Origin of the sequence: Chromohalobacter sp. HP20-39 (assembly GCF_033052815.1) — a bacterium.
Taxonomy (GTDB): Bacteria; Pseudomonadota; Gammaproteobacteria; order Pseudomonadales; family Halomonadaceae; genus Chromohalobacter.
On the sequence record NZ_JAWHTP010000001.1, the window covers coordinates 749084 to 762126 of the forward strand.

17 protein-coding genes and 1 tRNA gene are annotated in these 13043 nt (G+C 61.8%); 12 read left to right on the top strand and 6 right to left on the bottom strand.

Annotation, left to right across the window (positions count from 1 at the left end; translation table 11 throughout):
• Positions 1-63: 63 nt before the first annotated feature.
• Positions 64-813: an acetoacetyl-CoA reductase gene (gene phbB, locus RVY79_RS03500; protein WP_317462626.1), complete on the bottom strand. Its 750-nt coding sequence runs from the start codon at positions 811-813 to the stop codon at positions 64-66.
• Positions 814-984: 171 nt separating this feature from the next.
• Here phbB and RVY79_RS03505 point away from each other — a divergent pair.
• Positions 985-1061: transfer RNA gene (locus tag RVY79_RS03505), tRNA-Met, on the top strand.
• A 70-nt stretch (positions 1062-1131) separates the two neighbouring features.
• On the opposite strand, the gene RVY79_RS03510 is transcribed toward RVY79_RS03505, so the two are convergent.
• Complete coding sequence (locus RVY79_RS03510) at positions 1132-1920, bottom strand: DUF3750 domain-containing protein (protein ID WP_317462627.1); 789 nt, start codon at positions 1918-1920, stop codon at positions 1132-1134.
• Positions 1921-2092: 172 nt separating this feature from the next.
• Between RVY79_RS03510 and RVY79_RS03515 the strand changes: the two genes are divergently transcribed.
• Positions 2093-3037 (top strand): co-chaperone YbbN, encoded by a 945-nt coding sequence (locus tag RVY79_RS03515; protein WP_317462628.1) that lies wholly within the window; start codon positions 2093-2095, stop codon positions 3035-3037.
• A 63-nt stretch (positions 3038-3100) separates the two neighbouring features.
• On the opposite strand, the gene RVY79_RS03520 is transcribed toward RVY79_RS03515, so the two are convergent.
• Positions 3101-4258, bottom strand: coding sequence for a PatB family C-S lyase (locus RVY79_RS03520; protein ID WP_317462629.1), 1158 nt, complete (start codon positions 4256-4258; stop codon positions 3101-3103).
• A gap of 37 nt (positions 4259-4295) precedes the next feature.
• Here RVY79_RS03520 and RVY79_RS03525 point away from each other — a divergent pair, with 37 nt between their 5' ends.
• The 7 genes from RVY79_RS03525 (at position 4296) to RVY79_RS03555 (ending at position 8207) form a co-directional block, all read left to right on the top strand.
• Positions 4296-4721: a hypothetical protein gene (locus RVY79_RS03525; protein ID WP_317462630.1), complete on the top strand. Its 426-nt coding sequence runs from the start codon at positions 4296-4298 to the stop codon at positions 4719-4721.
• 94 nt (positions 4722-4815) lie between these two features.
• Positions 4816-5226 carry a thioesterase family protein gene (locus tag RVY79_RS03530; protein ID WP_317462631.1) on the top strand — a complete coding sequence of 137 codons (411 nt, stop codon included), beginning with the start codon at positions 4816-4818 and terminating at the stop codon, positions 5224-5226.
• Complete coding sequence (ybaK, locus tag RVY79_RS03535) at positions 5223-5693, top strand: Cys-tRNA(Pro) deacylase (RefSeq protein ID WP_317462632.1); 471 nt, start codon at positions 5223-5225, stop codon at positions 5691-5693. Before RVY79_RS03530 ends, ybaK begins: the two co-directional genes overlap by 4 nt.
• A 28-nt stretch (positions 5694-5721) precedes the next feature.
• Positions 5722-6036, top strand: coding sequence for a hypothetical protein (locus RVY79_RS03540; protein WP_317462633.1), 315 nt, complete (start codon positions 5722-5724; stop codon positions 6034-6036).
• Complete coding sequence (locus RVY79_RS03545) at positions 6020-6541, top strand: DUF501 domain-containing protein (RefSeq protein ID WP_317462634.1); 522 nt, start codon at positions 6020-6022, stop codon at positions 6539-6541. The genes RVY79_RS03540 and RVY79_RS03545 overlap by 17 nt, the downstream gene beginning before the upstream one ends.
• Before the next feature lie 95 nt (positions 6542-6636).
• A complete protein-coding gene (locus tag RVY79_RS03550) occupies positions 6637-7179 on the top strand; it encodes a TIGR00730 family Rossman fold protein (RefSeq protein WP_317462659.1) in 543 nt (180 codons plus the stop codon).
• A 56-nt stretch (positions 7180-7235) separates the two neighbouring features.
• Positions 7236-8207, top strand: a complete 972-nt coding sequence (locus RVY79_RS03555; RefSeq protein ID WP_317462635.1) for an NAD(P)H-quinone oxidoreductase — start codon at positions 7236-7238, stop codon at positions 8205-8207.
• A gap of 57 nt (positions 8208-8264) precedes the next feature.
• Here the strand turns inward: RVY79_RS03555 and RVY79_RS03560 are convergent, their stop codons facing one another.
• Both RVY79_RS03560 and RVY79_RS03565 read right to left on the bottom strand, forming a co-directional pair.
• Complete coding sequence (locus RVY79_RS03560) at positions 8265-8762, bottom strand: hypothetical protein (protein WP_317462636.1); 498 nt, start codon at positions 8760-8762, stop codon at positions 8265-8267.
• A gap of 133 nt (positions 8763-8895) precedes the next feature.
• A complete protein-coding gene (locus tag RVY79_RS03565) occupies positions 8896-9405 on the bottom strand; it encodes a sel1 repeat family protein (RefSeq protein WP_317462637.1) in 510 nt (169 codons plus the stop codon).
• Positions 9406-9664: 259 nt separating this feature from the next.
• On the opposite strand from RVY79_RS03565, the gene RVY79_RS03570 reads away from it, so the two are divergent.
• The 3 genes from RVY79_RS03570 to RVY79_RS03580 all read left to right on the top strand — a co-directional run bounded on the left by RVY79_RS03570 (position 9665) and on the right by RVY79_RS03580 (position 12534).
• The gene (locus RVY79_RS03570; RefSeq protein ID WP_317462638.1) at positions 9665-10696 is read left to right on the top strand and encodes an NADP(H)-dependent aldo-keto reductase; all 1032 of its coding nucleotides are present in this window, start codon (positions 9665-9667) and stop codon (positions 10694-10696) included.
• A 110-nt stretch (positions 10697-10806) separates the two neighbouring features.
• Positions 10807-11595: a peroxide stress protein YaaA gene (gene yaaA / locus RVY79_RS03575; protein ID WP_317462639.1), complete on the top strand. Its 789-nt coding sequence runs from the start codon at positions 10807-10809 to the stop codon at positions 11593-11595.
• A 120-nt stretch (positions 11596-11715) separates the two neighbouring features.
• Positions 11716-12534 (top strand): Tim44 domain-containing protein, encoded by an 819-nt coding sequence (locus RVY79_RS03580; protein WP_317462640.1) that lies wholly within the window; start codon positions 11716-11718, stop codon positions 12532-12534.
• 95 nt (positions 12535-12629) lie between these two features.
• On the opposite strand, the gene RVY79_RS03585 is transcribed toward RVY79_RS03580, so the two are convergent.
• Positions 12630-12830 carry a hypothetical protein gene (locus tag RVY79_RS03585; RefSeq protein ID WP_317462641.1) on the bottom strand — a complete coding sequence of 67 codons (201 nt, stop codon included), beginning with the start codon at positions 12828-12830 and terminating at the stop codon, positions 12630-12632.
• Between the last annotated feature and the right edge of the window lie 213 nt (positions 12831-13043).

Consider the following 13043-nt stretch of genomic DNA (forward strand, 5'->3'; position numbering starts at 1 on the left):
CCGCCCCGCCGACATTTTCTAGCGGGGCGCTACTACTTCTAGCGGGGCGCTACTACAGCCGATTCAGCCCATGAACTGCCCACCGTTGATATCCAGGTTGGCACCGGTGATGAACCCCGATCCACGGTCGGCCAGAAATACCACCGCACGCGCCACCTCTTCCGGCTCGCCAAAGCGCTTGACCGGGATAGCTTCGCGGATCGATTCGCGAATCTTTTCGGGGATCAGCATGATCATATCGGTGGCGATGTACCCCGGGGAGATCGTGTTGACGGTAATACCCTTGGTTGCCGTTTCTTGCGCCAGCGACATGGTCAAGCCGTGCATGCCCGCCTTGGCGGCAGCGTAATTGGCCTGGCCGAACTGGCCCTTGCGGCCATTGATCGAGGCAATATTGACGATGCGCCCATGACCGGCCTCGAGCATGTCCTCTATGACGCAGCGACAGGTGTTGAACACACTATTGAGATTGCAGTCGATGACTTCGCGCCACTGCTGGGGTGACATCTTCTTGAGCGTACTGTCACGCGTGATGCCGGCACAGTTGACCAGCAGTTCGACCGGGCCATATTCACGGCGAATGTCATCGACACCGGCGTGGCAAGCATCGAAGTCGGTCAGGTTGATACCTGCCAGTGCCACATTGTCGACACCCTCGGCGCGGCGATCCGCCAACCAGGCCTGGGCTTTCTCGCGGTTGTGGTAACTCGCCACGACGAAATATCCAGCCTCGACCAATGCCAGGCAAATCGCGGTCCCGATGCCACCGGTGCCGCCAGTGACCCAGGCGACGGGTGCTGTTTGCGTCGTCATGTCCACCTCCCCATGCTGTTGTTGTATGGCGTTCATGGTGAGAAACGCCTACTTGGCCCGCCTCCATGGCGTCCTGCCTGCCTTCAGTATGATCGAGTTTGGCCATGCTGCACGGTCGACGAATCAGTTCTTGACTCAGGCCATAAAAAACGTAGAATACGCCTCAGTTGATGCGGGGTGGAGCAGCTTGGTAGCTCGTCGGGCTCATAACCCGAAGGTCATCGGTTCAAATCCGATCCCCGCTACCAAACAGATAAAAAGCGGTGTCCTTTAGTTAGGGCGCCGCTTTTTTGTGCTTCCCGAACCAAGCGTCACACCTCAATCAGCCTCGCCAGGCCCTCGTGTATATTCAGATGACGCCATCCCAAGTCGCCCGATTCCCGGCAACTTGAGCGCTGGCCGGGTGATATCGACGCCCAGCGTCAGACCCAGCAGTTGCCACTCGACGCCTTCGTCATAGGCCACGGTCAGTCCCAGCACTCCGCCTAGCGAGACTTGATAACCGGTCCCGCTCGGCGCCTCGGCCACGATAGTGTCCAACAGGTAATCCTTGCCCACGGCGGTGGGCGGAAAATCGACGTGCAATCCCGGCACCCGACGCACCACCCAGGCCACGAAAGTATTGCTATTGGGGCCCGGCCACACCCGGTAGCGGCCAGTCACCGGATACGCCGCCACGGCCTCGCGAATCTTGGGAATCGCGCGCTCGGCCGCCTTACCTCGCAACTCGGTCAGCAAGGTCGGGGCGCTTCCATACCAGGCGCGGTCGGGCACGTCGGGGCGCGAGGAGACCGTGGGCCGCCGCCAGCCGAGAACCTGATGGACTTGGTAATGCCTCGCACCGGCCGGCTTGGTGGCGATCCAGGTATGCACGCCGAAGGCCCCACGCCAGTCGAAGGCGCGGGCCGCATATACCTGTACCAAAGCCTCGGGATGGGTGCCAGGCGCTGGGGCCAGTCCCACCGACGAGCGATCCGCCTGGGACCAGACGCCGCCTAGCGCGATTCGCTGACTTGCCAGCATGTAGGCTGGGCCAGCCAGCAACAAGGCCAGCACGACGGCCAGACTCACCGTCAGCCATAGGCTTTTCTTGATCACTCGGTGCATGCGACCGTCTCCAGATGTAGTGATGCACTCATTACATACCACCATGCGCCAGCGCCGGGGCTTGAATCCGCGCCGCGTGACCCGCATAACGAGAGGCAGTTCAATAGCGTCTTCACGCTTTACTCTCACACGATACTATCGATCCACACGCTACTATCGAAAGGCCATTGCCATGCCGATCATCGACCCGCGTACCGGCGAACCTCTTACATCTCCTCAAGACGGGGACACCAGCGCTGCGCAAACCACTGCCGGCACTCAGGATGCTTCTCAGTTCATCGTTGATGTCGACATGTCCAACTTCCAGCAGGTCGTGCTCGAAGGTTCGATGCAAGGGCCGGTGTTGCTCGACAGCTGGGCGTCCTGGTGCGAGCCGTGCAAGAACCTCATGCCGGTGCTCGAGAAGCTGGCACGCGAATACGGTGGCGCCTTCACCCTGGCCAAGCTGAACATCGAGGACAATCAGGAAATCGCCACACAGCTCGGCATCCGCTCGGTGCCCGACGTCAAGCTAATCGTGCAAGGCCAGCTTTACGATCAGTTCCAGGGCGCGTTGCCCGAGTCGCAGATCCGCGAGTGGTTGTCGCAGTATCTCAAGGCGCCCGAGGCCGCCGAAGCCACACCCGAGGAGAGAGCCCAGCAGGCACTGGACGCAGGCGATGCCGCCACGGCGCGTGGTATCTACGAAACGCTGGTCAAGGAATGGCCCGAGCATTATGACTACCAGATCGAACTCGCCGGCGCACTACTCGCGGAAGGCAATACGGCCGACGCCCGGGCGCTGCTCGACAATCTGCCACCGGAACATCGCGACACGCCCAAGGCACGTGGTGTCCGCGCGCGTCTGGACTTCGGCGAGGAAGCCCCCAGTGCCGAAGAAGTGACCGCGCTGGGCGAGCGAGACGATAGCGAGGCACAATTCAAGCGCGCCCTGCGGCAAGTCGCCGATGGCCAATACGAAGCTGGCCTGGACGGTTTGATGGCGCTGATGAAGACTGATCGCGCCTATGATGATGACGTAGCCCGCAAGACCCTGCTGCGCGTCTTCGATGCCCTCGGCGCCGACCATCCCCTGACGGTCGCCTACCGCCGCAAGATGTTCGCGCTGCTCTACTAAGCCCTACCACAGGGGATGCCCCGGTCACGACATCCCCTGCGCCTCGCGCCACCTTGAGAATGGCTATCCGGCAGGACAAAGCCGTGCATCGAGTCGTTCCAGCGCTTCTTCGAGCAGATGGGTGGGCGTGCCGAAGTTAAGCCGCACGAACCCCGGACACCCGAAATCGGCCCCATCGGACAACGCGACGCGCGTCGAGTCCAACAGGGTTTGCTGCGGCGAGGCGCCAAGCCCCGCCTCGCGCATGTCGAGCCAAGCCAAATAGGTCGCCTCGGGCGGTGCCATCGTGACGCCAGGCCACCGAGTTACATGATCACGCAATCTCTGCATATTGGTGTTAAGCGTCACCAGCAATTCACGGCGCCAAGCTTCGCCGTGCGCATACGCCGCCTGAGAGGCGGTCAACCCCAAGACATTGACCTCGGGCAGCAACCCTGTTGCCGCCTCGCGAAAACGCCGCCGTAACTCGGGGTCGGGAATCACCGCGCAGGCGCTCGACAGCCCGGCGATATTGAAGGTCTTGGAGGGCGCCCAGAGGGTAATCGTGCGCTGGGCCAGAGCCGGCGATAAAGACGCCAACGGACGATGCCGGCGCGTCTCGTCGAGTATCAGGTCGCAATGCAGCTCGTCGGAGACGATCAACAGGTCGTGGCGCTCAGCGATCTCTCCCAAGGCGTGCAATTCCTGGTCGTCCCAGACACGTCCTGTGGGATTGTGCGGATGGCACCACAACAGCAGACGCGTCTGCGGCGTGATCGATGCTTCCAGCGCTTCAAGGTCAAGGCGCCAAGACGCGCCCGGTGCCTCGGGCTCGGTCAGCATCACACGTTCTGCAATGCGACCGCTGCGTTCGGCCACACGCAGAAACGGCGGATAGATCGGCGTCGCGGTCATCACCGCCTGGCCCGGGCTGCAGAAGGTCTGCGCGGCCAAGTGCAGGGCCGGTACCACGCCAGGGATCCAGACCTGCCAATCAGGCTCGATCGTCCAGTCGTAGTGATCGGCACTCCACGTGCAGAGCGTCTCGCGCAACGTATCGGTCAACCTGCCATAGCCGAAGACACCGTGGGACACGCGCTCCTCGAGCGCCGAGACGACCGCCGGGGGCGACACGAAATCCATGTCCGCGACCCACAACGGCAATACATCCTCGGCATAACGCTGCCATTTTTGGGAAGGATACTGTCGCCGATCCAGCGGCGTGGCAAAATCATATGGCATGCTAAGACTCATCGACGCGAACGGAAGACTCTCGAACATGCCTGAAACCTCATTCTATGCCAAGGCCATGCGGGGCACACCACGTGTGGTGAGGCGCTGGCTGATGCTGGGTCAAGCCGCCCCCGATCGCCTGGCGATGATTCTCGCCGACACCTCACGCCTGGCCGGGCTCGGCGACCCCCAAGTCGAGCCCGATGGGCGCTCTCTGCGTGAATGGAGCAGCAACTGCCAACCGCCGCTGTGGGCGGCACGTACCGCCGTTTTCCTGCTTGTACAGATGCCCGCACGCCCCACGCCCGACGACGACGAGGAAGCCTGTGCCTGGGCCTACTGCTGGCTGCGCAACCGCGATTTTCAGTCCCTCGACGCCGCCCACGAGGCCTTGCCGAGTCACTTGCGCGAACCGCTTGCCAAGGCCCTGGATGCCGCCTGGGTCGACCAGGACGCCTTGCGTCTTATCTGAGGGCGAAGAGCGAACTTGACCACATGCCACCAGCAGTCGATGCTAATTAGCTTGCAAAGCACCTTTTTCGATGGCGACGACCCGGGGAAATGACATGTTCACACGCCGCGTAGAGCCGGCTTTCTACGACACCGACGCCCTAGGGCACATCAACAACACGCGCCTTCCCGCCTGGTTCGAGCTGGCACGCAACGACCTGTTTCGCCTATTCGTGCCCGACCTCGATCCCCGCAAGTGGCCATTGATCATGGCCAAGCTGGACGTAGAATTCTGCGCCGAGCTGTTCTATGGGCAGGATGTCGAGATTCGCACCTGGCTTTCGCGACTGGGCAACAGTTCCTTCACCGTCACCCAGGAAGCCTGGCAGGAAGGATGCCTGGGCGCCCGAGGCCATGTGGTGCTGGTACATTACGATCACACCGAGGGCTCGGCGGTGGCCTTGACCGGCGACCTTCGCGAAGCGCTGGCCGCGCACCTGGTCGACGAGGAGCCTGCCCCCGCATGACGCCCGCCATTCGCCTTCTTGAGCGCAACGCCATCCCGCACGAGGTGCTCCAATACACACATGACCCCAAGGTCGCCGCCTACGGTGAGGAAGCCGTGACCGCGCTGGGGCTGGCGCCGGATAGCGTGTTCAAGACCTTGCTCGCACAACTCGATGATGGGCGTCTCGTCGTCGCTCTGGTGCCCGTCATGGCCACGCTCGACCTCAAAGGACTCGCCAAGGCCGCCGGCGCACGCAAGGCCAGGATGGCCGACCCCACCCTGGCCGAGCGCACCACCGGCTATGTCGTGGGCGGCATCAGCCCACTAGGACAGCGCAAGCGTCTGCCCACCTTCGTGGACGACAGCGCCCGCGCCTTGTCGTCGCTCCACGTCAGTGGCGGTCGGCGCGGCCTGGAAATATGCCTGACACCCACGGCATTGATCGCCCTGCTCGAGGCGACCACAGCCCCGCTGACGCGGGCATGAAACACCTTCGATAGGCGGGGAGGCTCGCATGGCGATTCGCTACGATCTATGGCTCACGCCCGACGACAAGCCACGCCACCGCATGGTCGAGAAGGCGCTGGAGCGCTTCTTCGTGGCACGCTTCGCCGACTATCCTCACCTGCGGTTGCCCGGCGCTGACCCCTACGATTATGATGCTCCCTTCAACCGCCTGTATGACGCCTTACTCGCACGAGCACGCGACTACTGCGAGCGTGAATGGCACTACGTGCCGACGCCCGCGCAGCTCAATACGGCATTCTTTCGGGCCGTGGCCCACTCGCCGAAATTCGTACTGGACCCCCGCGATGGTGATTCGCCCTGAAACGGCGCCCGACGAGCGCCAACTGGCCCTCATTACTCAACAACTGGGCCGCGCGCCGCGTGGCATCCAGACCGTGGCTGCGGCCACGCAAGACGGCACGCCGCTGGTGCTGCGCATGCATGCCATCGTCGACGACAAACCGTTCCCGACGCATTTCTGGCTGTGCTCCGATCACCTGAAGATCACCATCTCGCGCATCGAGGCCCAAGGCGTTATCAAGGCCCTCGAGTCACGCCTTCAGGAAGAGGCCGACTTCATGGCCGCGTATCGGCGTAGCCACGAGGATTACGTGGCCCAGCGCTGGCAAACCATGAGCGACGTGGAACGCGACATCGTCGACCGCCGAGGCTATCGCGACCTCTTTACGCGGCGCGGCATCGGCGGCATCGCCAACTGGGATCAGGTGCGCTGCCTGCATATGCAATACGCCCATCATCTATGCGGCGACAACGCCATCGGACGCTGGATGGATACCGAATACGATGTGCTCGCCTGTCTGCGCTAGCGTTCTATGGCACTTGGCCGGTCATCGCGCAAGACACGAATGTCGAGACAAATCTACCGATCTGATAGGGGGGAAGCGTGCGCATCTGTATCTATATGGGATCGCGTGAAGGACGCGATGCCAGCTTTCGTCACGCCGCCGAGGCGCTGGGGCGACGCATCGCGCAACGCGGCTGGGGGCTGGTCTACGGTGGCGCCCGCGTCGGCCTGATGGGCGCCGTGGCCGACGCCGCGCTGCGCGAAGGCGGCGAGGTCATCGGCGTCATCCCCCATCATCTGGTCGAGCGCGAAATGGCCCACGAGGGGCTGACACAGCTGCTGCGTGTCGATGATATGCATGCGCGCAAATCGGCCATGGCCGAGCACGCCGATGCCTTCATCGCCCTGCCCGGCGGCATCGGCACCCTGGAAGAGCTGTTCGAAACCTGGACCTGGCAGTACCTGGGACTTCACGACAAGCCAGTCGGCGTACTCGACGTCAACGGTTTTTATCGTCCATTGCTGGAGTTCCTGGATCATACCGTCGCGCACGGCTTTCTCAATCCCGAGACACGCGCGCGACTCGTTTCCGCCGCCGACCCCGATCACTTGCTCGATCACTTGATGGCAGCGCAACATGCATCCTCGACGACCTCGTGAGCGCGCGCTTCACAGATGCCGTGCAATGTGACCCCAGTTTCAAGGAGGAACGTTCGATGTACGCTATCGCCATCCATGACCAGACGCTGGTCTGGCAAACCCACGACGCGCCGCACGGTGTTGCCGCCGACGAAGTGCGTATTGATGTTGCCTGGGCGGGGATGAACCGCGCCGACGTGATGCAACGTGCTGGGCAATACCCGCCGCCGCCAGGGGAAAGCGACATCCCGGGGCTCGAAGTCAGCGGCACCATCGCCGAAGTAGGCCACAACGTGGAGCGCTTCAAGCCCGGCGATAAAGTCTGCGCCCTGCTGGCCGGCGGCGGTTACGCCGAGCAGGTAGTGGTCGCCGAGGCCCAGGTACTGCCCATTCCCCAAGGACTCGGCCTGCGTGACGCCGCCGCGCTGCCCGAAGTCTTCGCCACCGCGTGGCTCAACCTGTACATGGAAGGCGCCGCCAAACACGGCGAGCGAATCGTCCTGCATGCCGGGGCCAGTGGGGTGGGAACGGCCGCCATTCAATTGTGTCGTGTCTTCGGCAACCCGTGCTTCGTGACCGTTGGCAGCCAGGCAAAGCTGGATGCCTGCAAGCGGCTCGGTGCCGATGCCGGCTGGGACAGGCACGAAGGCAGCTTCGTCGCGCCGATCAAGGAATGGGGCGGTGCGGATATGATTCTCGACCCGGTGGGTGGTGACTACATCGCCCAGGATCTACAGGTGCTCAATCCCGACGGGCGGGTAGTTTTGATTGGCTTGATGGGAGGACGCGACGCCCGGATCGATCTCGGTCTCATGCTGATGAAGCGCCAACGGGTCATCGGCTCGACGCTGCGCTCGCGCTCGCCTCACGCCAAGGGCGCCATCCTCGATGCACTGCATGCCCATGTCTGGCCCAAACTAGCGAATGGCGATATCAAACCGCTGGTCGACAAGGCGTGGCCGATTCAAGATGCCGATACCGCGATGCAGCACATGATCGACAATGCCAACACAGGCAAGGTGCTGTTGAGCGTCAGCGGAGAGGGATAACGACGGTCGGCAGACCTATGGTACACAAGGCGGGTTCTAGAGGGCCTTACCAGGACTCTAGGCCTGCCCTGCGGCATCACGGGTACGCTGGTAGGTCAGCTGCAACAGGCGTGCATCGTCACCGGCTCGGTGGCGCTGAATGCCCCGCTCGCGGATGATGACCTCCTTCATCGCCCCCCACCGCTCGAGTTGCGATTCATCCAGCAGACGACGCAATGCCTCGAGGCGAAAGCGCGGCAGCATGCCCGCATGATGGAACAGCAGCGACAGCCAGGTATTATCGTACCCCCAGCTATCGCTATAGGCGATGCCGTCGGCCACCAACTCATCGTTGAGCCAGCGCGCCACTTCGATGACAGGGTAACCCTCGCGGTGCAGTCGGCCACGCGAAATGCCATGCAATAACTCGGCCTTGGGGTCCCAATGGGTCCACTCTTCCAGGGGCTGGATCAGGAAGGCGCAGGTACTGCCGTCGGCCCGCGCAATGCCCACCTCTATCGGATAGCTGCCACGCCCGAAACCGGACGCTTCGATATCGAGCAGTATCGGCAACACGTGGCGGCATTCCTCTTCAAAGCGGGGTTGTCACGAACGAAACGTGCCCACGATGTCTACAGGGGGCATGCCAATCAGACTACGTGAACGGGGGACGCGATGCGAGCCCCCACGGCACTACTCTCAGTACGCCTCAGTGCGTCAGGGACGCGATCGGCTCACCGGCTTCGCTGCGTTGCGCGCGTTCGGCAAGCGCCGCCCATTGCGAGGAACGCCGGGAATCGACGGGAAGTCCCAGGTGAGCATAGCGGTAGGCTTCAGCCATACGCTCGGCGGCAAGGCCGTGGCCGGCTTCGGCGGCACGTGCGTACCAGGTCACCGCTTTTTCTTCGCGGCGCGCGTATTGCGCGCAGCCGAACTCGTAGATACGACCCGCCTGGTACTGCGCATGCACATCGCCCGCGTAGGCGGCCTGAAAGACGTAGCGTGCGCCCTTGGCCTTATCCTGTGGGGAGTTGCCACGATGAAACAGCATATGACCATAGAACGAAAGCGCAGCGGTATGACCGGCTTCGGCACAGCGCTGAAAAAGTCGCATCGTCAAACGATGCTTGCCGGGAGAGCGTGTCATCCAGCGGGCATGTAACAGTTGGGCTGCGAGACGGTATTCGAGCCGAATCCGCAGAGAGGATACCTGTTGCATAACCATCGACCCTGAAGTCGTCGTGACCGAGTAGGTACGTAAACGATTGCGTCGGCTCGGGCTCTCCCTGCACGCGCCAACACCCCGGATAAAATCACTGTCACCGTTGCCTGACATACTGCTTAGCGCCCTTATCCCCGGCAACGGGGCGCCAAGCATACGCCTACCCTCAGAGGGACTCAACCCCCGTTTGCCGCCCGCACGCGGCACCGCTACCATGCCGTTTCCATCCTTTTTCGATACCCGATCGGAGCCCCAGATGCAGACACGCCCCCTTGGCCAGACCGGCATCAATGTCAGTCGCTTGTGCCTAGGCACTATGACCTTCGGCGAACAGAACACCGAAGCCGATGCCCATGCGCAACTCGATCGCGCCACTGCCGCTGGCATCAACTTCATCGATACCGCCGAGATGTATCCTGTCCCGCCCAAGGGCGAGACCCAGGGACTCACCGAGGCGTATATCGGCAGTTGGCTCAAGGCACGCGGCAAACGCGATGACCTGGTCATCGCCACCAAGGCCGCCGGCCCTGGCCTCGAGCATATACGCGGCGGCCCGCGTTTGACTCGCGAGCATTTGCAGCGTGCCGTCGACGACAGCCTGGTGCGCCTCAACACTGACTACATCGATCTTTACCAGCTCCACTGGCCCGACCGTAGCGCCAACTTCTTCGGCAAGCTGGGCTACCAGCATGACGAGGACGAGGATGCCACACCGTTGGCGGAAACACTCACGGCCCTCAAGGAGCTCGTCGATGCGGGTAAGATTCGCGCCATCGGGCTATCCAATGAGACGCCGTGGGGCGTGATGCAAAGCCTGCAACTCGCTGACACGCTAGGTGTGCCGCGCGTGGCCAGCGTGCAGAACCCCTATAACCTGCTCAATCGTAGCTTCGAGGTCGGGCTCGCCGAGATCGCCCATCGTGAAGACGTCGGCCTGCTGGCCTACTCGCCCTTGGCTTTCGGCGCGCTCACCGGCAAATACCTCGATGGTGCCCGCCCGCCTCAGGGACGCTTGACCTTGTTCGAACGTTTCAAGCGCTATACGTCCGACCTGGCCGAGGAGGCGATCGGCGCCTACGTCGGGATCGCACGCGAACATGGTCTGGACCCCGCCCAGATGGCGCTGGCCTACGTCAATTCACGCTCGTTCTTGACCAGCAATATCATCGGCGCGACTACGCTCGAGCAGCTCGACGCCAACCTGGCCAGCGAGGATCTGACGCTGGACGCTAGCGTGCTCGAAGCTATCGAGGCCGTGCATCGACAGCACCCCAACCCTTGCCCCTGACGCCGATGGCGTGCCTATCACCACGATAGGCACGCCATCATCGGAGCGCCCTGGTGCGCTTGTTATACTAACGGTAATGAACATTTCGATCCCGAACGCGAGGACTGCGCATGCTAAGCGTCATTTCACCGGCCAAGACGTTGGATTTCGAGACACCACCGACGACTGCGACATACACCCAACCCGAGTATCTTGAACAAAGCGCCGAGTTGATCGACATTCTCCGCGACTACTCTCCCCAACGGCTTTCCGAGTTGATGGGCATCAGTGACAAGCTGGCAGGACTCAATGCCGCACGGTATGCCGAATGGGCACCGCCGTTCTCACCGGAGAATGCCAAGCCCGCCGCGCAGGCCTTCCAGGGCGACGTCTATCTAGGGCTGGACGCCCCCTCATTCAGTGAGCAGGACAACCAGGAGGCACAGCGCCGTCTGCGCATTCTCTCGGGGCTATATGGGCTACTGCGTCCACTCGATCTGATTCAGCCTTATCGCCTGGAGATGGGGACCAAGCTGGCCAATCCGGCGGGCAAGGATCTCTACGCCTTCTGGCGAGAGCGCCTCACCCAGGACCTTTCCCGAGCCGTGGAAGAAAGCGGTTCGCCGGTGCTGGTCAACCTCGCCTCCAACGAGTACTTCAAAGCCATTGATGCCAAACGCTTGACGTGCCGTGTCATCACGCCGGTCTTCAAGGATGAGAAGAACGGTCAATTCAAGATCATCAGCTTTTATGCCAAGAAAGCCCGGGGCTTGATGGCCGCCTGGATGATTCGCCAGCGTGTCGACGACCCCGAAGACTTGAAACGCTTCGACGTTGGCGGCTACCAATTCAATAGCAGCCTGTCGGACGGCGATAGCTGGGTTTTTACACGCCGCGAAAGCGAAGCAGCGAGCGCCTGACCGAATAACTAGAGCGAGTAGGGTTCAGCCGCACAAAAGCACTGATATCTTCAACGTTGAATCCCCGCTAGAATCGAGCATCCGGTTCTACTCCTCTTCTCATTCTGCGGGAGAACGTGCATGCGCAACATTTTTGTAATGCTCGTGGTCGGCTTGCTTGGCTTCGGCCTGGCAGCCGATCATGCCGATGCTCGGCGCCTCGGCGGTGGCAAAAGCTTTGGCAGTTATTCGCGCTCTGCGGATAGCCCCGCCGCCACAAACCGAACCAATGCAGCAACCACTCAGCGCCAACCCAGCGCGGGATTATCACGTTTCGCCGGGCCCTTTGCCGGCATCCTCGCGGGCGGCTTACTGGCTTCGCTGTTCTTTGGCGGCGCCTTCGATGGCATCCGTTTTTTCGACATCTTGCTAGTCGCCCTCGTCGCGTGGCTGGTCTTCCGCTTCTTGAGGACACGCCGCGCCTCAACCGCTAGTGGGCCACAGCACCACGAGCGTCAATCCCATACTCAGCAGGATACGCCGTCCTTTTCCAATGCCGGCGGCACAGCCACCAGAAGCGCCGGCTCAGCGCCTGAGTGGTTCGATAAAGAGCGCTTTCTCGGCGGCGCCAAAGAACACTTCATGACGCTCCAGCGCGCTTGGGACAATAACGATCTGGCCCGGATTCAAGAGTACGTCACGCCAACACTCTATAACTTGCTACGCGAAGAGCGTGCGCAGCAACCCGCAAATAACCGGACAGAGATCGTGCGTCTGTTCGCCGAGCTAGGAGATGTCAGAGAAATCGGACAACAAGCCGAAGCCAGCGTCCTTTTCCACGGCATTCTCGATGAAAACGGCGAAAAAACCGAGTTCAACGAGACCTGGCACCTGATCCGTGACATACGTGATAATGCGCCTTGGTACGTCCAGGGAATCGAGCAGAACCCCGGCACCTGAACGCCAGCGCTCTTCAACGGCATTCTGCCCTACCTGCCATGAAAAAGGCCGGACATCTGTCCGGCCTTTTCGGTATTCCACGATTCAGGGTAGCGTCAGTTCTGGGCGTCTTCGGCAGCGTCCTGAATGTCCTCACCCGCATTTTCCATGCTGTCCCCCGCGTTGTCCATGGCATCATCCACGGACTCGCCGGCTTCTTCGGCCGGCCCTTCATCGTTGTCGCAGGCAACGACACCGAAGGCGGTCATTCCAATCACCAGCATCAGCGCCAGCTTCTTGAGCCATTCACTACGCATCGGTTCTCTCTCCTTTGAGGTGGGTGCTTACTCCATGTACGCCTTTACTAAAGCACAGGCCCCGCTCACAGGCAAACGGCGTTCCACTCGCCCACGAAAAAACCCCCGCTGGCATGGGCCAACGGGGGTTTCCGGGATAAATGCCTGACGATGACCTACTCTCGCATGGGGAGGCCCCACACTACCATCGGCGCTGAGCGGTTTCACTGCTGA